Source organism: Pseudomonas sp. Y5-11 (assembly GCF_022368695.1).
Classification (GTDB): Bacteria; Pseudomonadota; Gammaproteobacteria; order Pseudomonadales; family Pseudomonadaceae; genus Aquipseudomonas; species Aquipseudomonas parakoreensis.
In genome coordinates this window covers 5,739,611-5,764,244 of the sequence record NZ_CP058974.1, presented here as the reverse complement: position 1 = coordinate 5,764,244, position 24,634 = coordinate 5,739,611, and the positions used below count along the sequence as shown (strand labels likewise).

At 59.6% G+C, this 24,634-nt stretch carries 12 protein-coding genes and 1 pseudogene; 10 read left to right on the top strand and 3 right to left on the bottom strand.

Features of this window, described 5'->3' with window-relative positions; translation table 11 throughout:
• Nucleotides 1-159: 159 nt before the first annotated feature.
• Nucleotides 160-1,683, bottom strand: a complete 1,524-nt coding sequence (locus HXW87_RS25930) for a fumarate hydratase (protein ID WP_027612504.1) — start codon at nucleotides 1,681-1,683, stop codon at nucleotides 160-162.
• A 449-nt stretch (nucleotides 1,684-2,132) separates the two neighbouring features.
• Here HXW87_RS25930 and HXW87_RS25925 point away from each other — a divergent pair, with 449 nt between their 5' ends.
• The 3 genes from HXW87_RS25925 to HXW87_RS25915 all read left to right on the top strand — a co-directional run bounded on the left by HXW87_RS25925 (nucleotide 2,133) and on the right by HXW87_RS25915 (nucleotide 5,101).
• Nucleotides 2,133-3,239 (top strand): GGDEF domain-containing protein, encoded by a 1,107-nt coding sequence (locus HXW87_RS25925; RefSeq protein ID WP_239777981.1) that lies wholly within the window; start codon nucleotides 2,133-2,135, stop codon nucleotides 3,237-3,239.
• Entirely contained in the window at nucleotides 3,232-4,167 is a 936-nt protein-coding gene (locus tag HXW87_RS25920) for an iron-sulfur-binding ferredoxin reductase (protein ID WP_131671137.1), read from the top strand. The genes HXW87_RS25925 and HXW87_RS25920 overlap by 8 nt, the downstream gene beginning before the upstream one ends.
• Before the next feature lie 184 nt (nucleotides 4,168-4,351).
• Nucleotides 4,352-5,101, top strand: a complete 750-nt coding sequence (locus HXW87_RS25915; protein WP_239777979.1) for an enoyl-CoA hydratase-related protein — start codon at nucleotides 4,352-4,354, stop codon at nucleotides 5,099-5,101.
• Between the two features lie 204 nt (nucleotides 5,102-5,305).
• Here HXW87_RS25915 and pyk read toward each other — a convergent pair whose 3' ends face one another.
• Nucleotides 5,306-6,757, bottom strand: coding sequence for a pyruvate kinase (gene pyk / locus HXW87_RS25910; protein ID WP_041068487.1), 1,452 nt, complete (start codon nucleotides 6,755-6,757; stop codon nucleotides 5,306-5,308).
• Between the two features lie 172 nt (nucleotides 6,758-6,929).
• Here pyk and HXW87_RS25905 point away from each other — a divergent pair, with 172 nt between their 5' ends.
• Nucleotides 6,930-7,316: a lipoprotein gene (locus HXW87_RS25905; RefSeq protein WP_047296095.1), complete on the top strand. Its 387-nt coding sequence runs from the start codon at nucleotides 6,930-6,932 to the stop codon at nucleotides 7,314-7,316.
• A gap of 229 nt (nucleotides 7,317-7,545) precedes the next feature.
• Entirely contained in the window at nucleotides 7,546-7,905 is a 360-nt protein-coding gene (locus tag HXW87_RS25900) for a PilZ domain-containing protein (protein ID WP_095668448.1), read from the top strand.
• A gap of 147 nt (nucleotides 7,906-8,052) precedes the next feature.
• On the opposite strand, the pseudogene HXW87_RS25895 reads toward HXW87_RS25900, so the two are convergent.
• A pseudogene (locus HXW87_RS25895) lies at nucleotides 8,053-8,166 on the bottom strand (DUF6124 family protein); the annotation flags it as partial.
• A 443-nt stretch (nucleotides 8,167-8,609) separates the two neighbouring features.
• On the opposite strand from HXW87_RS25895, the gene HXW87_RS25890 reads away from it, so the two are divergent.
• The 5 genes from HXW87_RS25890 (at nucleotide 8,610) to HXW87_RS25870 (ending at nucleotide 24,618) form a co-directional block, all read left to right on the top strand.
• Nucleotides 8,610-9,221 (top strand): hypothetical protein, encoded by a 612-nt coding sequence (locus HXW87_RS25890; protein WP_239777978.1) that lies wholly within the window; start codon nucleotides 8,610-8,612, stop codon nucleotides 9,219-9,221.
• A gap of 78 nt (nucleotides 9,222-9,299) precedes the next feature.
• Nucleotides 9,300-12,584 (top strand): hypothetical protein, encoded by a 3,285-nt coding sequence (locus tag HXW87_RS25885; RefSeq protein WP_239777977.1) that lies wholly within the window; start codon nucleotides 9,300-9,302, stop codon nucleotides 12,582-12,584.
• Nucleotides 12,581-16,204 carry a Tc toxin subunit A gene (locus tag HXW87_RS25880; protein ID WP_239777976.1) on the top strand — a complete coding sequence of 1,208 codons (3,624 nt, stop codon included), beginning with the start codon at nucleotides 12,581-12,583 and terminating at the stop codon, nucleotides 16,202-16,204. The genes HXW87_RS25885 and HXW87_RS25880 overlap by 4 nt, the downstream gene beginning before the upstream one ends.
• Nucleotides 16,205-16,250: 46 nt before the next feature.
• Entirely contained in the window at nucleotides 16,251-20,315 is a 4,065-nt protein-coding gene (locus HXW87_RS25875) for a neuraminidase-like domain-containing protein (protein ID WP_239777975.1), read from the top strand.
• Nucleotides 20,308-24,618 (top strand): hypothetical protein, encoded by a 4,311-nt coding sequence (locus HXW87_RS25870; protein WP_239777974.1) that lies wholly within the window; start codon nucleotides 20,308-20,310, stop codon nucleotides 24,616-24,618. Before HXW87_RS25875 ends, HXW87_RS25870 begins: the two co-directional genes overlap by 8 nt.
• The last annotated feature ends 16 nt before the right edge of the window (nucleotides 24,619-24,634 follow it).

Here is a 24,634-nt window from a genome sequence, read left to right as displayed (position 1 = left end):
ATTGCACACGCGAAGCACGTGCGTGGACAGACGCTATCAACAAGAAAAGATTTCGTAACCTGTCAGATCTGACAGGTGCCAAAGGGCTTTGAATGTGCAGGGCACAAAAAAGGCCGGCCCGTCAGATGACGGGCCGGCCTTGTTCATGCTGCGAAACGCTTACTGCACTTCTACCGCCAGGCTTTCGGCGATCTTCTGTTGCCAGATCGCCGGGCCGGTGATGTGTACCGACTCACCGTTGCTGTCCACCGCGACGGTGACTGGCATGTCCTTGACCTCGAACTCGTAGATCGCTTCCATGCCCAGTTCGGCGAAGGCCAGCACCTTGGACTTCTTGATGGCCTGGGCCACCAGGTAAGCGGCGCCGCCCACGGCCATCAGGTACACAGCCTTGTTGTCCTTGATCGCTTCGATCGCGGTCGGGCCACGCTCGGACTTGCCGATCATGCCCAGCAGGCCGGTCTGCTCCAGGATCTGACGGGTGAACTTGTCCATCCGCGTCGCGGTGGTCGGGCCAGCCGGGCCAACCACTTCGTCACCGACCGGATCCACCGGGCCGACGTAGTAGATAAAGCGACCTTTCAGATCCACCGGCAGGGTTTCACCCTTGTTCAGCATCTCGACCATGCGCTTGTGCGCCGCGTCGCGACCGGTGAGCATCTTGCCGTTGAGCAGGACGGTTTCGCCCGGCTTCCAGCTCTGCACTTCTTCCGGGGTCAGGGTGTCGAGGTTGACGCGACGGGCCGACGGGCCGGCTTCCCAGACGATTTCCGGGTAGGCATCCAGCGATGGCGCTTCCAGCGATGCCGGGCCAGAACCGTCGAGCACGAAGTGCGCGTGACGGGTGGCGGCGCAGTTCGGGATCATGCACACCGGCAACGAAGCGGCGTGGGTCGGGTAATCCATGATCTTCACGTCGAGCACGGTGGTCAGGCCACCGAGACCCTGGGCGCCGATGCCCAGCTGGTTGACCTTCTCGAACAGCTCCAGACGGATCTCTTCGATACGGTTCTGCGGGCCACGGGCTTTGAGTTCGTGGATGTCGATGGACTCCATCAACACTTCCTTGGCCATGACCGCGGCTTTCTCGGCGGTGCCGCCGATGCCGATGCCGAGCATGCCTGGTGGGCACCAGCCGGCGCCCATGGTCGGAACGGTCTTCAGTACCCAGTCAACGATCGAGTCGGACGGGTTGAGCATGGCCATTTTCGACTTGTTCTCGGAACCGCCGCCCTTGGCCGCCACGTCCACTTCCACGGTGTTGCCCGGGACGATGGAGTAGTGGATGACCGCCGGGGTGTTGTCCTTGGTGTTTTTGCGAGCGCCCGCCGGGTCGGCGAGGATCGAGGCTCGCAGGACGTTTTCCGGCAGGTTGTAGGCGCGGCGCACGCCTTCGTTGATCATGTCGTCCAGGCTCATGGTCGCGCCATCCCAACGTACGTCCATGCCCACACGTACGAACACGGTGACGATGCCGGTGTCCTGGCAGATCGGGCGGTGGCCGGTGGCGCACATGCGCGAGTTGATCAGGATCTGTGCGATCGAATCACGGGCCGCTGGCGATTCTTCGCGCAGGTAGGCTTCGTGCATCGCCTGGATGAAATCCACGGGGTGGTAGTAGGAAATGAATTGCAGGGCGTCGGCAACGCTCTGAATCAGGTCATCTTGCTTGATCACGGTCATGAGTCGCGCTCCTCTAAAAGACGGGAACATTCAATAAGGTGCTTGCAGCTTGGGTGCATCGGTCGGTTGCAAGCACCTTTCAAGGCACGCCGGGGCTGCTGGCGCGACGCTAAAAAGGCGCGGCAGTATACCGCGCCTCGGTGGTGGGCACACATTGGCTTTTGGTCGGATAAACATTGTGGCGAGGGGATTTATCCCCGATCGGCTGCGCAGCAGCCGTAAATCCTGTGCACCCGGTTTGTCTGAGGGATTACAGGGGGCCGCTTCGCGCCCCATCGGGGATAAATCCCCTCACCACAGGTCTTCATGGGGCATTGATGGGTCATGCATTTGACGTCAATTTTTGGCGCCGAAAATCGGTGGTCATTTATCGACCGCCCCTCTAAAGTGGCATCCGGTCTGTAGAGTAGGACACTCGGTCAGCCTCCTATCGCACGGTGAGTCAACGATTGACCCATAACGCCATTCAACGTCTTTTGCTCAAACGCTTCGCCCTCGCTGCGGCCACCTATGGATTGGCTTTGCTGTTGTTGTGGCTGGCATTTTTCACCGGACATTACCCGCAATCATTGAACGGCGTGGCCATCGGCAGTGCGCTGGTGGTGATCTGCCAGGCCACGTTGTTTGCGCTGTTCTGGTCCGGGCACAATCAGCGCTTTGCCGACCCCAGCCTGACCGAAGCGCAAGTGCTGCTCGGGCTCGGCTGGCAGACCTGGCTGATCGCTCATCTGGACGAAGCACGCGGCGCGTTTCTGGTGTTCTACGTGCTGATCCTGCTGTTCGGCCTGTTTCATTTAACCCGTCGCGCATTCATTCGTTGCGCGCTGCTGGTGTTCTTCAGTTTCTGTGCGATCACCCTCTGGGATGGCTACCACTTCCGTCTGCCGGATCCGGCGCTGGCGGCATTGCAGGTGTGCATTCTGGCGATGGTGCTGGCCTGGCTGGTGATCTACGCACGCTTTGTCCAGGTGTCACGGCAACGCATGCGCCAGCGCCGGTTTGCCCTGCAGGCGCATCAGGACACCCTGCGCGGGATGATGCGCCAGCTCGAAGATCTGGTGGCCACCGATGAGTTGACCGGGCTGTTCAACCGCCGGCATTTTCTGCGTCTGGCTTCCCGCGAACTCGACGACATGGAGCCGGGTGTGGTTCACGGTCTGGCGCTGATCGATCTCGACCATTTCAAGCGCATCAACGATTTGCACGGTCATGCCGCCGGCGATCAGGTGTTGCAGGCCTTCGCCGGTGTGGCGGGTGCCTGCCTGCGTGACGGCGACGTACTGGCGCGTTACGGTGGCGAGGAATTCGTGGTGTTGCTGCCCGACTGCGATGCCGAACGCCTGACGGCTTGTTGTGAACGCCTGCGCATTGCTTTCACTGATGTCGAACTGGTGGGGCTGAACGTGCGCAACCTCAGCCTGTCGGCAGGCATGACCCTGCTGGAACTGGGTGATGATCTGGACGACGCCTTGCAGCGCGCCGATCAGGCGCTGTACCGGGCCAAGCGCGACGGGCGCAATCGCTGTGCCGCGGCATGGGAGAATGTAGATGCCTGAACTTAGGGTCGGTGACCGGCAATGGTCGGTGGCGGCGGGCAGCAATTTGCTCGACGCGCTGAATCAGCACGGCGTCGCGGTGCCTTACAGTTGCCGCGCCGGCAGTTGCCATGCCTGTCTGGTGCAGTGCGTGAACGGCTTGCCCACCGACAGTCGTCCGGACGCCTTGAGTGCCGAACAGCGCCAGGAAGGCTGGCGACTGGCCTGTCAGTGTCAGGTTACGCAAGACTTGCACGTGCACACGTTCGACCCGCTCACTGACGGTCGCCCGGCGCTGGTCGAGGCGCTGGACTGGCTCAGCGACAACGTACTGCGTTTGCGCCTGACCCCGCAACGACCGCTGCGCTACAGCGCCGGGCAGCATCTGGTGCTGTGGATCAACCACATCGCCCGGCCATATTCGCTGGCGAGTCTGCCGCAGGAAGACCGCTATCTCGAATTCCACCTCGACTGTCGCCAGCCCGGCGAATTCAGCGATGCGGCGCGGCGCCTGCAGATCGGCGACCCGATCCGCCTCGGCGAGCTGCGCGGCGGCGCCCTGCATTACGACCCGGACTGGCACGCGCGCCCGCTGTGGCTGCTGGCTGCCGGCACCGGGCTGGGGCCGTTGTTCGGCGTGCTGCGCGAAGCCTTGCGTCAGGATCACCAAGGCGCCATCCGCCTTATTCATCTGGCCCATGACGCGCGTGAGCACTATCTGGCCAAACCTCTGGCGGCGCTCGCTGCGCAGCGCGAAAACCTCAGCGTCGAGCTATGGACGGCGGCCGAGTCAGCCGCCGCTTTGGCGCAACTGCGCCTTGTTTCCCGTCAGACCCTGGCCTTAGTCTGCGGCTCGACTGCCAGCGTCGAGGCCTTTGCCAAGCGTCTGTACCTGGCCGGACTGCCGCGCAATCAGCTGCTGGCCGATGTGTTTTTGTCCCGCCGTTAAGCGCTGATCCTTTTGGAGCAAGGCGGAACCCTGTGGCGAGGGGATTTATCCCCGATGGGCTGCGCAGCGGCCCCAGGATGTTGTGAGCGCTGCGCACTCAATCGGGGATAAATCCCCTCACCACAAAAGTTTTGCATCACCAAAAAAGAACTTTGTCAGCCCTTTTTAATGTTGAGTAACGCTGATGACCGAAGCCATCCTGCTGGAACGCGAACGCGGTTTGCTCACCCTGCGCCTCAACCGCCCGGACAAGAAAAACGCCCTGACCCGCGCGATGTACAGTCGCCTTGCCGGGGCCCTGAAGCAGGCCGACAGCGATCCTGAAATCACTGCCGTGCTGATCTCTGGCAGCGCCGAATGCTTCACCGCCGGCAACGACATCGCCGACTTCATCCAGCAACCGCCGAGCGACCTCGACAGCCCGGTGTTCCACTTCATGCTCAATCTGCTCGAATGCCGTAAACCAGTGGTTGCCGCCGTGGCCGGTGCTGCCGTGGGCATCGGCACCACGTTATTGCTGCATTGCGATCTGGTCTACGTCAGCCGCGATGCGCGGCTGCGCATGCCGTTCGTCAACCTGGGGCTGTGCCCGGAGTTCGGTTCCAGCCTGATCCTGCCGCGTTTGCTCGGGCAGGCCAAAGCGGCCGAGTTGTTGTTGCTCGGTGAAGGTTTCAGCGGTGAGCAGGCCGCGCAGTGGGGCATCGCCAGCGAGGCGCTGGGCAGTGGCGAAGCGGCGCAGAACAAGGCCCGGGAAATGGCTCTGCGTTTCGACGAATTGCCGCCGGACGCGGTGCGCATCAGCAAGCAATTGATGAGGGCGCCGGATCGCGAAATGATCCGTAAGGTGATCGAGGAGGAGGGCGCGCTGTTCACCCAGCGCTTGCGCTCGCCGGAGGCGTTGGCGGCATTGACCGGGTTTATCAAGCGGCATTGAGATTCTCGCTGGCCGGGCTGGCCTCATCGCTGGCAAGCCAGCTCCCACAGTTTTTGTGGTGGATGCAAGATCTGTGATCACCGCCTGGCCCTGTGGGAGCTGGCTTGCCAGCGATGAGGCCAGAGCCGATACAAAATCTGTTGGATCAGAATGCAAAAAGCCCCGACATTCACATGCCGGGGCTTTTGGTTTTCAGCGATTCACTCAGACCTGTGGATCGCCAACGTGCAGGATCTTCATGCCGTTGGTGCCGCCGGTGGTGTGGTAGCTGTCGCCCTTGGTCAGGATGACCCAGTCGCCTTTTTCCACGACGCCGCGCTTGACCAGCTCGTCGATGGCTTTCTGGCTGACTTCGTTCGGGGCCAGCGAAGCCGGATCGAACGGAACGGTGTACACGCCACGGAACATCGCCGCGCGGGCCTGGGCTTCGCGGTGCGGGGTGAAGCAGTAGATCGGCACCGACGAACGGATACGCGACATGATCAGCGGGGTGTAGCCGCTCTCGGTCAGCGCGATGATCGCCTTGACGCCCGGGAAGTGGTTGGCGGTGTACATGGTCGCCAGCGCAATGCTCTCGTCGCAGCGCTCGAATTCCTTACCGATGCGGTGGCTGGACGTCTTGCTGGTCGGGTGCTTTTCAGCGCCAACGCAGATGCGCGCCATGGCCTGCACGGCTTCCAGCGGATAAGCGCCGGCAGCGGATTCGGCAGACAGCATCACGGCGTCGGTGTAGTCGAGCACGGCGTTGGCCACGTCGGACACTTCGGCGCGGGTCGGCATCGGGTTCTGGATCATCGACTCCATCATCTGGGTCGCCACGATCACCGCTTTGTTGTGGCGGCGTGCATGCAGAATGATCTTCTTCTGAATGCCCACCAGCTCGGCGTCGCCGATTTCCACACCGAGGTCGCCACGGGCAACCATGACGGCGTCGGAGGCCTTGATCAGACCGTCGAGGGTTTCGTCATCGGCCACGGCTTCGGCGCGCTCGATCTTCGCCACCAGCCAGGCAGTGCCGCCAGCTTCATCGCGCAGTTGACGGGCGTAGTTCATGTCCGCCGCATCACGCGGGAAAGACACGGCGAGGTAGTCGACTTCCATTTCGGCGGCGAGCTTGATGTCGGCCTTGTCTTTTTCAGTCAGGGCCGGAGCAGTCAGGCCGCCGCCGCGACGGTTGATGCCTTTGTGGTCGGACAGCGGGCCGCCGATGGTCACGATGCAGTGCAGTTCGGTGGCAGTGGCGGTTTCAACGCGCATCACCACGCGGCCGTCGTCGAGCAGCAGCTCGTCGCCCACGCCGCAGTCCTTGACCAGATCCGGGTAGTCGATGCCGACCACTTGCTGGTTGCCTTCGGTCAACGGATGGCTGGTGGAGAAGGTGAACTTGTCACCGATCTTCAGCTCGATGCGCTTGTTGGCGAATTTGGCGATACGGATTTTCGGGCCTTGCAGGTCGCCCAGCAGGGCGACGAAGCGGCCGTGCTTGGCCGCGAGGTCACGCACCAGCTTCGCACGAGCCTTGTGCTCGTCGGGGGTGCCGTGGGAGAAGTTCAGACGGGCGACGTCCAGACCAGCCAGAATCAGCTGTTCGAGAACTTCCGGCGAGTTACTGGCCGGGCCAAGGGTAGCGACGATTTTGGTACGACGGACGGACATGCAAAGACTCCTCAGGTTCAAGCGCTCGCAGAGGCTACTACGCTCTTTGGGTGTAGTCATTGTTCGTTTGCACTACTTATTGTTTTCTTTATTGAACGCGACAATCGGAACAAAGGACTCTGAAGATTTCTCGCCCGAGGTCGATAATGATCACAAGACAGGAGAATACCCCATGCGATTCGTGCCCATTGCCGCCCTTGCCCTCAGCGTCCTCGCCGTCACGGGCTGCACCCGTTGGTCGATGAACCATCATCTGAACAACGCCTACAGCGCCTATGACCGGGGCAATTGCGAGCAGGTGATGCTCGAACTGTCCAAGGTCGAACGCGCCAGCCGTGCCCGCCCGTATGTGTGGCCGGAAGTGTCGATGATGCGCGGTCAGTGCCTGGAACGGCAAAAAATGTACATCGACGCGGCGCAGACCTATCAGTTCATCATCGCCTCGTACCCCAACAGCGAATACGCCTTCCGCGCTCGCGCGCGCCTGGAAACCCTGCAGAGCCTGGGTCATTACCCGACGCGTAGCGCAGCGGCCGTGCCAGGTCCGCAACGCTTCTGATGCCGGGTGTCATACAAACGCTGGCCGACTGTACAAGCTGAGCTATAGTCCATTGATCCGGTTCGGCGCCTGGCGCTCGAACCGAGGCAACACCTGCGACTGGTAGAGGTTGAGGTGATGGCGTATTGGCGACCGTCACACCGGGAGCGGGGAGAGCGTGTCTGCGAGACGGGCCCGTTCCGAAGCAAAGGTGCGGCTCTGTAGTGGAGCCTTGCATGGCGTACTGCGCATGTTTACTGACCGCCGAATCGAACGGCATCAACTGCCGTACTTCCTCCGGGTGTACAACAGCGTCACCGACAAACCCATCGGTTTTCTGGGCAACGTGTCCGAAGACGGGCTGATGCTCATCAGTCAGTTGCCGATGATGATCGGCGCCGAGTTCCATCTGCGTTTGAGAATCCCCGCCAGCGATGGTTGCCAGCAGGTGATCGACTTCAACGCGTGCTGCCTGTGGTGCCAGGAAGACGCCACACCGCTGCATTACGACGCCGGCTTCAGCCTGCAACGCCCGCCTCCGGAATACGGGCAATTGGTCGAGGCGCTGCGCCAGTACTTCAGCTTCCAGCCATTGCCGGCTTCGGCCTGACTTCGGCGGCGCTCGCACGATTGCCATCGCGGGCAAGCCCGCTTCCACAGTGTCCGGGGTTGATCAAGGAATGTGTGCACACAACAAATCCCTGGGGGAGCGGGCTTGCCCGCGAAGGCGTCAGACCCGACAACGTCTATCTACGGGCTAACCCACAGCAATCGCCCGCTCACTGTCCAGCGTCTTCTCTGCCAGCAACAACCCCATCTCGCTCAACTGATAAATCGCCATCGCCAGATGCCGTGGTTGGTCTTCCAGGCTAGTGCTCACCGACTAAACGAGAGGTGGCGGCTGGACGCAGGTTAGTCGACCGGGAGGACTACGAAAAAACCGGCGCGCCCGAGGGCGCCCTGCGCACAGCCACCATTGAGTGCGGGGATAGGGAATACCCGACTTAATGACGCTCATGCACCTTTCGCAGTACCTCCCGGGCGACTAAACCCGACCACTGATTGGCAGCGGCACGGATCACGTTACGGGGCATCGGCAAGGCGCACAAGCCGGCGGATTCTGGCGGATCTGTAGGCAAAGGCGCAAGGCGTTGTAGTTTGCTGCGCGTGTCGAAGTAGGGCGGGGAATCGTTAGCTATTTTAGTGTCTATAAAATATTTTTTTAGAAGTATTTGATCTTTTTAACTGTCAGTTCTGACAGTAGGCGGGTGAGCAGCGGGGAAGTAAATTAAAACTTCACTTGAGGAGAATGTTATGAAGGACGCGAAAATTGATTTGAGTGAAGTTGAGCTTTGGGCGAAGTTCCAAGCTGAAAGGTCAGGAACTATTTATCATGGGCGAGGTGAATTTTTTGATACTGATTTTACTTATTCTGATGGCTGGGATAACGCAGTAACCAGAGTGGCTTATCTTAATCACAGGATTCCTGAGTTGCATGCGTGGTTGTATTATCAATATAAAAAATCTGCCGACGGAAGAACGGTTGATGTCAGGACTAATATGTACAAAATGACTACGCGTCCAATAGATAAGCCGTGGTACAGAGGGAATTTGAATCTTGAATTTCATAATTTCAGTGTAATGCGAACTATACCTTCTCCCGATGCAATGTGGCAGGAAGTACAGCCTTCAGAATTTATTGCCTATGTACGATACGGATCAATTCCGATTCAATCCGCTAATATACAATTCCGTATCGCATGCAACTTTGATGGTACTCATAATGATGGGTGGGAGCATTCTTCATGGGAAGTATTTCCAATAAATGCTGTTCAGGGTGATGAGGTAGTTGATGAGAGGCTCGGCAATCCGCGAATCGTTGTCGAGCGATTTTTTTCAGGGCGAAAGAATAAACAGGGTGAATGAGTGAATGGATTTTAATAGTTCCCCAATGAGCTATATACAGATGTTCAATTCTTGGGGGTGGAACCGGAGGGCGTGTTCATGGTTCAGGAATATGATGGCGAAACTGGTCCAGCCAGCGCTGTAATTATCACGCCTGCAAATAATGGAACTATCCCTCCTGTCCCGATTTCCGTCACGGGCACCACAAGCCTTCCGATGAATATAGTATTGCACTTGTACCGGGGGCAAGAATCGGTTCAGATAAGTAGCGGAATAATCAACGGGAATACATGGTCCCGCATCCTGAATGCTCATCCCCCTGGTAGTTATCACCTGGAAGCGATTCAGGCTTCGACATCAAGAGTGTCGTTCACTATCGAAGTTACTACACCAATTATTAATGAGCCTTCCGGTGACGTAACGTCACCCCAATTCACAGTGCAGGGTAGTGGTGGTTTATTTAATGATGGTGTAATCACTCTCTATAATGCTGCGGATAATGCCTCGCTGGGTAACGCCACTATTCGGGTCGGTGGCAGTTGGACGGCTAATATTAGTCTGCCTGTTGAAATACAGCCACTGACTTATTATGCCATTCAGAAAGTCGGCACATACTCATCCTCTAGATCCAATTTGATGACTGTGGTTTTGAAAGTAGCTCCGGTCATCGATTCCCCGTCACCAGGAGCAGTGGTACGCGCCAGCGCTCAACTATTGATTACCGGACGGGGTACGCCGGGAAAAACAATTGACGTGATGAAACCCGGCGGTGGTGTTTTACATGCAACAGCACTTGTTAAATCCAACCGCACATGGGAGGCCCCGTTCAACCAGGATAATTATCCTAACGGTGGTCTGGTCGAAATGCAGGCTGGTCACCGCGGGCTGAATGACTGGACTGCAACGCAATATTTCACCTTGCTTCTGCGGCCGACAATCACGACGCCATCCGAATCAGCAGTGACCGATCCGAGAGGTCCGATAGCGGGGGGGAGGGCTGTTTCAGGTGCCGTTGTCGAAGTCCTAAAGGATTTGGAACATTCATTCAAGATTGGCCAGGGCACAGCAGAAAGCAACGGACAATGGCAGGTCACTGCGTTCACTCAAGACATGCCGCCGGGCAGCTTTACGATTGTTGCGCGGCAGACGCTGTCAGGCGTCACTTCCGATGTAAGTTCGCCGCGCTCGTTCAAAATCCGCCCCCCTGCACTGACCTCCGTCAGCGTCACCTATCCAACCCTCACCACCATCGAGTTTTCCGGCGCAGGTTTTACCGGCGCCACGGTTGAGATCACCATCGTCAACGGCCCGGAAGAGGCGACACCGCCACCTGTGGTAGTCGTGACCGCAGGCAGTTGGAGAACGACCTCACAGAAATGGCCCTTCGGCGTTTACAATTTGAAGGTCGTGCAGAAAGTTTCCGATAACGCCGGAGGCTGGATTCCCTCCCACGAGTACCTGTTCAGGACTTCATCAGAGTTGCCGGCGCCCACGGAGGTGACTCACACCGTTTCCAATTACACCCCGACCTTCACCGGAAAGGGCTTTATCAACGCTTCGGTCGAGGTTACCGACAAGGCCGATGGCAGTGCGGTTGCTCCGGCAACCACCGTCACGGCGCAAGGCTGGTTGACCCGGGCTACTCAGGCTTGGGCGCCCGGTTCGACGCGCACGGTGAAAGTCGTGCAAAAACTGGGTGAAGCGGTGTCGCCTGCGGTGGAGCGGATCATCAATATCGACCGTTTTCCGGCGCCGACTGAGCTGGCTTGTACGGTGGTCGATTACACGCCGGTCCTGACTGGCAAGGGGGTCAGTGGCGCGACGGTGCACGTGACGGACAAGGCAACCGGCGCGCCGATCGCACCGCCTGCACCGGTCACGGCGCAAGGGTGGTCGGCACGGGCCTCTGCAGTCTGGGAGCCGAACACCACCAAGGTTGTGTTGTTGGTGCAGAAGGACGGTGCGCTCGCTTCCGCCGCGGTGGAAATGACAATCACCGTGCCGCTGCTGGCTCCCGTTATCACTGATGTCGAGGACGATGGACTGTCACCGAAAATCTCCGGCACCTGCTGGCCCGGCGCGACGCTGAGCCTGAAATACAGCGACAGCGGGAACGAACACCGGCCCGTCGGCACCAGCGGCACATGGACCTTCAAGCGCGAAGCGGGATTCGCCCCGGACAAGCAGCACACCGTGACGGTGATCCAGAGCGTTGCCGGGCGCCCATCGCCACCCGTTTCTCAAGCGTTTACAGTCAGCCCGGAGCAACTGGTGATCACCGAGCCGACTGAAAACACAGACACCCACTACAACATGACCGTGCGGGGAATCAACGGCTACAACGGTGCGACGTTGCAACTGCGGGATGCGCAATTCGGACGGAATCTGGGTGAGCCGAAACGGCTGACCACTCATGGCGCCTGGTTCGTCGAACTGAAAAAACTCGAGTTTCGCAAATACCAGATCGAAGCCGTGCAAACCATCGCGGGCAGACCTTCTTTGCCCAGTGCCGTGCGCAGCTATTTTGTCGTGCTGGTGCCGCCGGTCATCAGGGTGCCGGCGCCGAATCAATCGCTGGCCCGGACCTCGACGCTTTCGGGCACCGCCGAACCCTTTGGTCAAGTGACGATCTGGCGTGAAAATCCCAGTGAAATCCTGCTCGATAAAGTCCCGGTCAACTTTGTGGGCGAATGGCGTGCCGAGGTAACGTTGCCGGTCGGCAGCTACACCGTAAAGGGCCGGCAATTCTTCGAGACCCACGCGTCCAGGGAAAGTCCTCCGCGCACTTACAAAGTGGTGCCTGCCGCCCCGGTGATCGAAAGCCCCGGACGCGGCGTGCACATCGGTCGTCAGGTCGTGGTGTCCGGCTTTGGCTATCCGGGCGACACCGTGCTTGTGACGTTGACAGGCAGCAGGGGCACGACGCGCGCAAGCGCCCCGGTGCTTGAGGACCGTACCTGGTCACTGACGCTGGAAACGGGGCAGTCCGTCGGCCCTGCGAATCTGGTGGCGGTGGCTTCGCGTGATGATTTCGACTCTGCCGCCTCGGCTGCACTTCCAGTGGTACTGGGCACCTATTTGCCAGCTATCGATGAGCCGGCACCGGGATTCCGGGTCGAAAATCCGCTGCGTTTCGTCGGCAAGGGACGCACGGGTGTCGGGTGCGTTGTGCCCTGGTTCAACCCTGACACCGTGCTGAGCGCAGGTATTGCCGTCACTGCTCAAGGCTGGAGCGCCGAGGCAACGCAGCCCCTGCTGCCAGGCGGCCAGTGGTGTCGATTCCAGCAGACCATCACTGACGCTGCGGATGGCTCGACCGTATCCGACTGGGTTGAAAGCGAGCGTTTCGAGATCACGTCGATTGCTCCGGGAGCCCGACCATGACCGAGCCTTTGATCCGCCCGGTGCAGCAGTGGCTGAGACAGGTATTCAGTGACGAACAGCGCGAAACCTACGCCGATTTTTGTGATCACCTGGAAAACGGTGGTTCGGTTTTTCCGCTGGTCGAACAAGGCGTTCAGGGGCTGGTCAGGCATTACCGGATGAACCCCGACGATGCGCAGACCTTTTTACGCAGGGCCAACAGCCTGGCGGTGTTTGTCCGGCGCCAGTTCATTGAACATTCGTTGAGCGGTTCGAACGCCCGGGTCACCCGCCCCGGGAGCGGTCTGTTGTCGAGGGTCGATGGCCCAAGCTACGAGCAGCTGTTCTCGCCAGATTTCGATGCCATGTGCCCGCCGCAGGCACTGGAGTCAATCGTCTCCCCGGTGGCCTACCTGATTGAGCTGTTGCGCTGGATCGAAGAGAAAATACTCCCCATGGGCAGCGCCGATAAGCTCGATTTGCATGAGCGTCGGCAGGATCTGAAGAGGCTGCGGGTTGACTTCAATGCCGTGCATCAGGCGGTGTCGGCGCTGGACATCATCGTCCCGGTACTCGAAACGTTCATCGAGGAAAACGATAACGCCACTGACCTCGAAGAGGCGTTGATCCAGACCCGTTATCCCAACGGTCTGCCGTACTACCAGCACTGGGTCACGCTTGATTTTGTCGCCCGGGAACATGGCTTGTCGGTGGGCAATATCGTCCAGATGGTGGATTTGGCCTATCCCTACTTCCTGCAGCCCGAGGCGTGGGACAACGATGCCGGTCGCGCCTTTACCCATGCGTCGCGGTTGGGGCCCTACCAGCGTGAACTGTTGACGGAGGCGCCCACTGACGAGGCAAACAAACTCGAATATTACCAACGCAACTTTGGTACGACCGTAGAAGATTGGCAGGACCTCAATCAGGTGAAGTTCTTTGGCCAGCAAACAGGGCTGGACACCCGTGATATCGAGTCGTTGCTGTCGATTCGCGAATTCGCCCCGACGCGTTCGGCCAACGTCACTGTGTATGAAAGCGAGCAACCGGGCGCTGACGAGAGCCAGCGATCCGGCTCGGTGTACCTCAATGCCGCGACCAGCCCGGCACTCGGCATTGTTTACAGTGAAGACAGCACAACTTTTCTGCATCGTTTTACACAAGACCCGGCCACCATTGACCGCTACGAACGAATGAATCGCAAGTTGCGTCTGGATCGATGGCTGGAACTGCCCAGCGAGCAGGTGGACGCGTTGTTGACGGCGGCGATCAGGGCAGAGACACGTCAGGCGCAACGGGCAGACCCGTGGTGGATTTCCACCCATCAGGTGCAGGCCCTCGGCTTGTTTCAGTCGCTGCGTGAACGCTATGGCTGTTCGGCAGAGGACTTCGCGGCATTTCTCGATGAAATCCCGATTTACGGCCGTGCCGATGCCCTGTCACTGTTCGATCGTACCTTCAACAGCCAGGGCAATTATCGTCAGCCCCTGGTGCTGGACGGCGAAGCATTTGCGACGCTGCCGGCACAGTCCGGGACGGCGCTGACGATCAGCCAGTTGTGCAGCGGATTGGCTATCGATCTGCAGACATATGCCTACCTTGCGGTCGCGATCGAACGGGCACACGGGTTCAACGGCACGCTCAGGCGCACCCCGGCAGTCATTTCGAGTTTCTACCGTTTGGTGAAGTTGCCACGGTTATTGGGCATTACCCCGGTCGAAGGGGTGTTGATGCTGACCCTGCTGGGTGGCGAGCGCTGGGTCGACGGGCTGGCAGGTGTACCGCGCCTGTACACACGACTCGAAAGCCAAACCCCACCGGACGTGCTCAATCTGATTGATGCCCTGCACGCCTGTGTATCCTGGTGCAGGGATCGCGAAATCCCTGTGCTGTGGACGTTGAACCACGTGGCACCGCTGCAGGCGCTGGCGGTAGCCACGCAGGCTGAGCGTCGGTTGTTTGAGCAGATTCTCAACCTGCTGCCGGCGACGCTGTTCAACAATGCCGGGTTGTCGATGGCTGGCGTGCCCTCGCTGGAAGGGCTGGACTGGCTGCATTTGCTGACCGAGCTGGTCGACGACAGGGGGTTGATCATCGATCTGCAATTACCCGAGGCCCAATACCTGAGCCTGGCCAGGGAAATCTTCGACCAGGCCATCAGGGAAGGGCTGGGCGAGAGCGAAGACGCCGTTCGGAGCGTTCTTGTCGAGCGCATGCTCGGCGTGCTGTTGCAGGCGCGGGAAGCGCAGGTCTCGGTCGTCAGGGAGTGTCTGGTGGCGTACACCGGCCTTGATATCGAACGCGGATTGCTGATGCTGACCTGGGCACAGTCCACCGTTTATCAATTGCTGTCTCAGGTCAGCGCGCGTGCCGATCGTGATGCGGCTGATGCGCTCAGGCGCGCTGCACGTGCTTCTGAACAACCCGACCCGCTGCTGAGCTTGTTGGCTGACGTGCGACGTCGCAGCGCCGTGACGAACCAGCTGGATCTGTCTGCGGTGTTGCTCGAAGACTTTCTGCAGTACGGCCATAAGGCCTGGATGGCTCAGAACGATCGACATCTGCTGTCTATCCGTACCCTGTATTACCTGAGCACACTGGGTCGGGCCTTCGAGCTGAGCGCGCAACCGGCCGGCAAACTGCTCGATTACCTGCGTCAGGTCAATGCATTGCCCAGCCCTCTGACAGGCGACGCGTTGCGCCTGGCACAGGAAGCGGCCGCGTTGCGACTGGCGGCGTTTTTCGACTGGAGCGTGCAGGAGGTGCGTGAGTGTGTCAGCCGTATCGACCCGACGTTGAACATTCTCAAGACACTGCCCCAGCTCGATTTGCTGATGCGCATCCGCGTCTTGGCCCGGGACAGCGGCATGGACGCCCTGACGATTTTCCTCGTGGGCAGTCTGCCGGAAGACGTCAACAAGGATGCGTACCGGTTCGCCGCCGAGCGTGCGCTGCTCAGCCTTTCAGACAGCCGCGAGTCGGTGGTGACCTTCGCCGATGAGGTGACGCAACCGCTGGTCACCATGACTTGTGTGGTGGACAAGACTGAGGCGGTGGCCGGCAAGGACGACGAGAAAGTGATGTTTACCGTGACGCTGCGCGATGCCGACAAGCGGCCACTGAGTGGCGTCAATGTGTGCTGGCAAGTGAGCCTCGGCACGATTGTGCCCAAGGCCACTGAAGTCGATGGAACGGTAACGGTCGAGTATCTGCCGGGCAAGGTCATGGGGCAGGAAACGCCGCTGTTCTGGCTTGACCTGATCGACGCGCAACAGGCCCCGACCATCAACATCGCCGATGACCCCGATACGCTTTTCTTCCCGGCACCATTAACGTCTCTGGTGCCGTTGGAGCCGGTTCCTGCGGGGCAGGAAATCGCGTTGTACGCCACGCTGCGCGACAACTATCGAAACCCCGGACGCAATCGTCTGGTGCGCTGGTTTGCCAGACCGGCCAGCGGCAGCAGCGGCACGGCGGTGATCCGTCCCGAACAGAATTATGCCGATGCCGAGGGGGTTACACGGGTGTACGTGTCGAGTCCGTCCGGTGGCACGTTCATTTTCAGCGTGCGCTGCGAAGCCAATAACCACCAAATAGATTTTGACCCGGTCACTTTCACCGAAGCCCCGATTCTCCAATGACAGCGTTGGTTGACGCAGCGTTAACCCCACGACTCAGGACAAGACCATGACCCAGCGCAAATTGTCTCCCTTGTTGGAAAAACGCCGCGCAGCATTGGTCGAGTACTGCATCGGTCAGGCTGCCAGAGAAAATTACTCTTTCGTGAAAACGCCGCAGGATCTGTTCGAGTTATTGCGCATGGATCCGCTGGACAACTACCCGGTGCAAAGTTCGTGGGTCGCCGAGGCGACCAGTTGCGCGCAGCAATTCATCCATGCGGCCTATCGCAAGCTTGAGCCGGGTTACAAAGACACGGTTTTCCCGACAGAACACTTGAAACTCTGGGAGCTGTACAGCAATTACCCCGACTGGGCGGCGCTGACGTTGATCGCATACTATCCGGAAAACTTCATCAATCCCTTTGTGCGGCAACGCAAGACCCGTCTGTTCAAGGCACTGGAAAATGACTTGAACCAAACGCGTCTGACCGACGATTCGGTGCGGCGTGCGTTGCAGGAATACCTCAAGGCATTCGAACAGACCTGCAATCTGGACGTCATCAGCGCCTGCCTGGAGGGCGATTCGGCAAGCCGTGCAACTTACTATTTCGTCGGTCGTCAGCGGGTGCAGCCGTTGCAGTATTACTGGCGCAAGGCCGACATCGACCTCACCACTGCCGGCAATCCGGTCAATCCGGTCAACCCGGCGACATGGAATGAATGGCAACCCGTCGACATTCCGGTGGGCGGCCGGGTTCTGGATATACGGCCGCTGGTCTGGGCGGGACGCTTGTGTCTGGTGTGGGCCGAATGGTCTGATCAGGTAGGTGAAAAAGGGGCGAACGGCTATGTGCCCCCCAAGCTGGATATCAACCTGGCGTTCATGAGCCAGAACGCGGAATGGTCCGCACCACTGAGCCTGTACAGCGCTGATCAGGACAGCGATACCAGCGCGGATGCCCGGTTGCTGGCGATGACGTTGGCCGATGACCTGATTCACCCCAAGGGACGGCTGGGTGTATTGCTCACCAGCCCGGCGGGTCTGGAAGTACGCGCCACCCGCGATGTGCTCTTTCGTCCGCTGGCCGAAGACAACGGCACTTGGCTCGATCATCTGGCCAATGAACGCTTCACCGATATTCTGACCTTGCAGCATTCGCTGACGCCGAAGAATCAGCCAGTGGTCGCGATCAAGAGTGAGACCTCGGGACCGCTGACGGGTTATTACGGGCTGCAGGCGGTGTTTTCGGAGAAGGGTACAGAGGATTTTCTCTGGGTCAGGGGGCTGTGTCGGGCAACGGGCGGAAACACCGGCGAGCGCGCCGAGTTTGAGTTGGCACTGAGCAATGGTGCAGAAGGCGACCCTGTACCTGTCAAGGCATCAGAATCGGTTGCAGGGGGGTGGGCCACTCAATGGATGGAACTCAAGCGCTTGAAAGGAGGATTCACCGGGCTGGTCGAGTTCTCCTTGAGCAACGCCGAACAAGGCAGCAGGCAATTTACAGTCTCGCTGACCAAAATCACCCGTTTCGTGCCGCCGACGCTGGAAAAAAATACGCTGGATGCCGCGCAGTTCATCGGCTTCAGGCAGCCTGGTGTGTTGTCCCGCACGCGCTTGAATTCGCTGTTCGGCCCGGAGCTGGTGCAGCGCAGCAATGTCTCCGTGGATGCCGTACTGGACTGGGACACCCAGTTCCTGACCGAACCACCTCCAGCTGCGGGACCGATCGATGAGCCGAACGGGGCGTTCGACGGGGCCAATGGTCTGTATTTCTGGGAGCTGTTTTTTCATCTGCCGCATCTGGTGGCGACCCGTTTGCGGGCTGAGGATCGCTATCTGGAAGCGCAGAACTGGCTGCACTATGTGTTCGATCCGCAAGCCGTTGAAACGTCGGTGGAGCCGAAGAAACCTCGTTTTTGGCGCTGCCGTCCTCTGTACAGCGAGGGGAGAGTCGGGCACGAAGCACAGATGCCCACCGATCCTGATGCGATCGCCTATGCCGCGCCACAGCACTATCAGATTCTGTTGTTCACCGAGTACGTGAGAAACCTGGTCGCTTGGGGCGACTGGTACTACCGTCAGCTCACCCGCGATGCGCTGGTGGCGGCAAAACTGTGTTACGTACAAGCCGAGTTTCTGATGGGCAAGCCACCCTCTGTTCGCGCGGTGACTCGTTGGCAAGCGCAGACGGTAGACGACTTGTTGAGACAGAGCACGAACCGCCCCGCGCTCGAACAGTTCGAGCAGGAACTGCAGTTTTCTCCGGCAGACATTCCCCCGGCTGCCGAAGCGTCACCGTTGATGGGCCTGCTGGCGAACGAGCCGTTCAAACTGCCGATCAACGAACAGTTGCTTGATCTGTTCGATTGGCCGGGCCAGCGTCTGAACAACTTGCGCAACAACCTGACCCTGGATGGCAAACCACTGGACGTTGCGCTGTTCAGCCCGCCCACCGATCCCAATCAATTGTTGCGCGATCTGGCCGCTGGCGGCGTTGGCCTGCCGCGACCGATGGGCGGACGTCTGGTGGTGGGCGCCTTCCGCTGGCGGGTCACCTACGAGGCGGCATTGCGCGCCGTGCAGACCTTGCAGGAGTACGGCAGCCAGGTTTTGCGCCTGCTGGAACAGCGCGATCGGGCCGAGCAGGAAGAACTGCAGCAAGAGCATCTCAAGGAACTGGGCGATTACGCCCGTGCGGTTCAAGAACAATCCATTGCCCAGCTTGAAGCGGGGCTCACGGCCCTGAGCCAGAGTCAGACCATGGCCAGGCAGCGGGCCGAACGATACGACGCCTGGTACGACGAACACATCAGCGATGCCGAATACCAGGTCATGGAAAAGCTGCAGGCCGTCAAATGGATGAATGCAGGGACGCACGCGATCAAGACCGGAGGCGCAGTCGTGGGGGCCCTGCCGAATATTTTCGGCGTGGCCAACGGTGGTCATCGTCCAGAAAAAATCGCCGATGCCGTGGTCTATGGTCTGGAGCTCGGCGCGATGATTGTGCAGGTCGACGCAGATAAACAAGCCCTCACCGAAAGCTACCGCCTGCGCCGCAGGGAGTGGGAATTGCAACGCGATCAGGCATTGGCCGAAGTCGCGGCGCTGGCCGGGCAGATCACCGCGCAAACATTCGCCGTGGAAGCGGCCAGGAAGAGTCTGGAGCAAACCCTGCGGGCCAACGGTCAGGCGCTGACGCTCTACAACTACCTGAAAAAACGTGCGACCAACGCCGAATTGTTCGGTTGGCTCCTGGGCCAGCTCAAGGCCTTGCACTATCAGGCTTACGATGCGGTGGTCAGTCTGTGCCTGAGTGCCCGTGCGTCGTTGAGTGCTGAAACCGGCAATTACGACACCGTTGAGGCGTTACCACAGGTCTGGCTGGACAATCGTCACGGATTGACCGCCGGTGAGCACTTGCGCGAATACCTGCTGCGCATGGACCGCCTGTACCTGCAAAGCCATGAACGCCGTCTGGAGCGGGTCAAGACCGTTTCGTTGCGACGCTTGTTCGATGACCGGAAAGATCCGCAGCCGGGATTCTCCGACTGGACCCAGGCACTGAAAGAGCTGACCGACAAGGGCACGCTGGAATTTCAGCTGACGCAGCTGTCATTCGATCGCGATCACCCCGGCGAGTATTGCCGGCTGATCAACCTGGTCGAGGTCCATACGCCCGGACTGCTCGGCTCTTATCAGGACCTACAGGCGACGCTGCTGCAGATCGGCAGCATGATCGCTACCCAGGCTACGGCGCAGTCCGTCGAGTACCTGCATCGTCCCGCGGGCAAGGTGGCGCCGGACGAGGTGCTGTTCAATCTGCGCAGTGGTCAGCAGATCGGTTTATCGGCAGGGATCGCCGACACAGGCATGAACGCCTCTAAACCGGATGAGGGCTTGCTCAACCCGTTCGAGAACACCGGCGCGGTTTCGCGCTGGCAGTTGCACTTTCCCTGGCCCACATGCGAGCGGCAGGCGTCGATGCTCAACTCGCTTACCGACATCATTGTGCGCGTGCGGTACACGGCCAAGGCCGGTGAGCCGACGTTTACCCTCGCCGTCAAAGACCTGGTCACCCGGGCGCTGACGTCCCGCTCACGTAATAACCAAGGAGCAGACCAACATGTTTGAACCCGTGATTCAGGCCAATGACAGTCTGGTGCTCAATGGGGATTTCCGTGAGGGTCTGGAGTTCTGGAACAAGGGCAACAATGGACGTGAGATCTCAGTCATAGGCGAAGTGTATGAAGATGTGCAGATTAAAGTGCTTGCTGCGGGAAACCTTGCCTCTGTCCATCAAACGTTCACTTTACCTTTGCAACCAAGTGACAGTGCCCGGTATGTGCTGAGTTTCATGTATGAAACGCGGCACACCGAACCGGGAAACATACTCATCACGGCTGAAGATGGCACCCCGTTGAGAGAAATACCGTTGCCGCCGGGCAGCGCTCGCGACGCTGCAGAGGAGCAGGTCCGGATTGCCAATGGGCAGCCGCTGGATTTCAAACCGACGTTCTGCAGCACTTCGCTGGAATTTCCGGGGCAGCGCGAGGACAAGATTCGCCTCACAATCGTCGCTCCGGAAAATGCTGATCCCGAGGACTATCACCTGCGGGTTTTGATCACCCGCATTCGCCTGGAATTGCACCTGGCGCTGCCGCAGGTGCGCACGGTGAAGGTAGACGCAGAGCATTTGTTACCTGACGAGCCGGTTCACTTGGGTCTGGGCGCGATGGGGGACTTGCAGCACCGGCTTGAGTTCATACTCGCCCCCGACAGTCCCTGGTTGCACACCAGCGCTGCGTTGGTGAGCGATGACAATCCACAAGGCGCCATTATTGCGACCCCTGCCTGGGGCGTGGATCAACCACTGGATTCACCGTGGCTCCTTCAATGTCCATTGATCGGTGATCAGGAACCTTACTTGTTCACGCTGCAACTAGTGAACCAGTTCACCGCCGAGCCTTACTCGATGCAGGTCTCGCTGGGGCATCACCGGCTGATGTTCGATGAGGTGTTGGAGGCTGCGTATTTCCCGGTGCTGGAGTTGGGGCAATCAGTGCGTCTGGGGGTGCGCGTAGCGTCCTGGTACACCGGTCAGTTTCTGGCTGGACGCACGGTGACCTGGGCCACAGAAGAGCAGGGTGTGCTGAGTACGACCCCCACTGACCCGGAAGGCTGGGCGTATGTCGATTATCTGCCCGTTGCGGCAGGCGACATTGCCATTCTGGCCTCGGTGGCGAGCCCTTACTACGCCAGCGGTGTCGAAACCACGAAGCTCGACGTTCGAGTGCTGGCGACTGATCCATGGAAGGACGTACTGGCCGTGGTAGAAGACGTTACCTCGCCTTGGGCGCAAAAGACCGGTTATCCCAATCGGGGTTCGACTTATCAGCTGAGTGTGCGGCTGCCTGAGGCGTTACTTGGCACTGAGCTGGCCATGCACTGGGAAGGCGATAGCGCGGCACAGCTGGGGGTGGAGGTACGTCCCGAGCTGGAAGAATGGGCGCCCTCCAGCGCCGCCGACCTGAGCTGGGAACTGGACTGCCGGGACGAGCTTGACGGGCGTTTTCAGTTGCAGCTTTCGTGCTCGAAGTTATTGCTGCGTTCGGACAGAAAACCGATGTCACTGGCACGCAATCTGGTGCGCATTGGTGACATTCAGGAGGCCAACAAGTTTCCCGTGGTGGACGAAGGCGAAAGTGTTCTGTTGCGGGTTCAGGTGGTGCATGTGGTCACCAGTGGCGACGGCGATCCGGTCAACAATGCACGGGTGGACTGGCAGACGCCCGAAGGCACGATTGTCACCCGATCGGGGATCGGCGGCTGGGCCAGTGTGCTGTATCAACCAGGCCACGCCGGTGAACGGGTGGTGACCGCTCGCGTGCTGGCCCACGATGAAGCGGTGCCGATAGAGCGAACGTTTGCAGTGACGGCGCTGGCCAGCAGTCCGTGGAAGGATCAGGTCAGGATTGTGTTCGACGATGTAGACGTCGATCTGGCCGAGCTGGGGTTGCTGTGCTGGCGCGGAGCTCCCCACACACTGAAAGTCGAACCCACGGCCGGCAGTGTGTTGCTTGACCAGATGGTGACGCTGCAATGGCGAGGGGCGTCGCCGGGAATCGGGTTGACCGTCACGTCTATCGGCGAGCCGCGCAAGCTTGAGGCAAGCGGGCTGGAGTGGACGTTCTGTTCGCAAGTCGACTCGAGTACCAGCAGTCTGTTCAGCCTGACCTTGAGCAGTCCGGTAATGGCCGCGCCCCGGGAGTTGTTCGGTCGGCTGATCTCTACAGAGCTTGTGGATGAACTGACGGTGATGCTGGATCAGGTGACTGCGACAAGCGCCAGTCAGAGAATGTTTCCCTGCATCGGGGCCACGCACAGCTTGCGCTACCTGCCCAATGCCTTGAGCCCTCTGGTGGGATTGCAGGGGACGTTGATGTGGCTGGGAACCCCGGCTGAAGAGCTGGACGTGAGTGTCGAGCCTCCGCTCGATACTGTCCGGCCACTCGAAGACGGTGGCGTCGAATGGGTACTGGACTTCAGCGCGAGCAAGGTCTCCGGCACCTTTATGCTAGGTCTTTATTTGCCGGCATTGAACCTGTCCATGACCGCCAACCCGATGCAGCTCGGTCACAACAAGTTGCGAATCGAAGACTGGCATGAGTCCGCAGTCGATGCTGTTGTTGGCAAGGACAAAGCCTGGAGCTGGATCCGGGTGGTCTCGGCTTTCACCCGCCAGGCAGTCGCGCAGGTGGCGGTGCAGTGGAAGAGCGCAATCGGCTCCGACACCGTCGCCAGCGATGACCTCGGCTGGTCGGGGTTTGGCCTGCTGCCGGGCACGGCGGGTCAGCAGGAGGTGGTGGCCCATGTGCACAGCCTGTTCGATGGCTATGAGGAGCAGCGTGCCCTGTCTTTTACGGCACTTGCCCGTGACCCTTGGGAAGATGTGCGGGTGCGGTTCGATGGCCATGATGAACATTCATGGGGCAATCACACGTACTTTCCACGACGCAATGGCTCACATGCCATCGAGGTACTGTTCCCGGAGGGCAGCCCGTTGCTCGAGCAGAAACTGACCCTGGGTTTGACCGGCACCGGCCCAGTGGAACTGGGGCTGAGTTTCGAACCCGCGCTCGGCGCGCCACGCCAGCCTTCAGCCTTCGGTTTTCTGCGCTATTCCTTGCGCTGTGCCGACTTGAAGGACGGTGGCTTCGCCTTGCGTCTCGGGGCTGAGCGTCTGGCCAGCCTGTCGCCGGCCAACGCGATGTCGCTGGGGGAGGGCGAGCAAGTGTGGAAACTGCTCACCAGTACTAGCGTTCAGCAAGTGCTGGAATGGGAGCAGGAACTGGTCGAGCAGGTGAAAGTGGTGTCGTCCGTTTCCGGTCAAGGTATCGCCGGCGTATTGGTGACCTGGCGCAATGAGGATTTGGGGACGACCACCCGTCTGACCGACTTTTATGGTGTTGCCACTGTGCGCTTCAAACCGCAGACGCCGGGCCCGGCGGTAGTGACGGCGACGGTGGGAGAGACGGCGCATTCGGAGTCGGTCGAGCTGCCCTATACGCTTGAAGAACCGCGCGTCATCAGCGAACTGTACGAACCGGAAGATTCTCGTTTGCCACCCAATGAGGATCGCGCGCAAGCCATTGCCAGAGTGGTGTCGGCACGCACCGGTTTGCCGCTGGCGGGGGTGCAGGTGCGCTGGGATTTTGCCGGCAGTGCCTTGACGCCGTCGGTGACGGATGAGGAGGGGCTTGCGCGTTTGACCTTTAATTATCCGGCTGAACAGGATGACGTATTGTCTGCCACGGTCAGTGGTGGAGTAGGCGGTTGGGATATGGCGCAGTTGGTGTATGGCGGGCTGGTGCCGGTGATTGAGTCGTTGACCAGTTTGTACACTGACATCAACTTGGGGCAGTCAGTCAGCGCGGTTGTGCGTGTAGTTTCCCGGAATGATGGCAAGCCGCTGGAAGGGATTAAAGTCCGGTGGCGGATCCCCGGCCTGGACCTGCTTGTCACCACTACAGATATGGATGGCAAGTCGACACTGCAACTGAGCCCGATCGAGTTGGGGCCGAACACGCTCGAAGCGAGTGTCGGTCTTGGAAGTTCCAAAACATGGACTTTTTACGTATTCGATCCTGCACAAATTCCCATGTTTGAGCGCATCACTAATCTTTCACCGCGAAATGTTGTCGGCAGCGAGGCGCATGTCGAAGTCAGAATCATTGACCAGCAGACAGGGCAGCCTGTAGCCAACAGAAATATTGCGTGGTTCTATTCGAATTTGTCGCTGGCCTCGATGAGGTCCGACGCTGACGGGATCGCGTACGTCAAGTTCATCTTCCCGCGAGCAGGTCGGGAAAAGCTGAGCGCCCAAACCTTTTCGGCCTACGAGGAATTGTTTATTACCGTAACTGAGAACGTGTGAGGGAACGGCAGCCGGG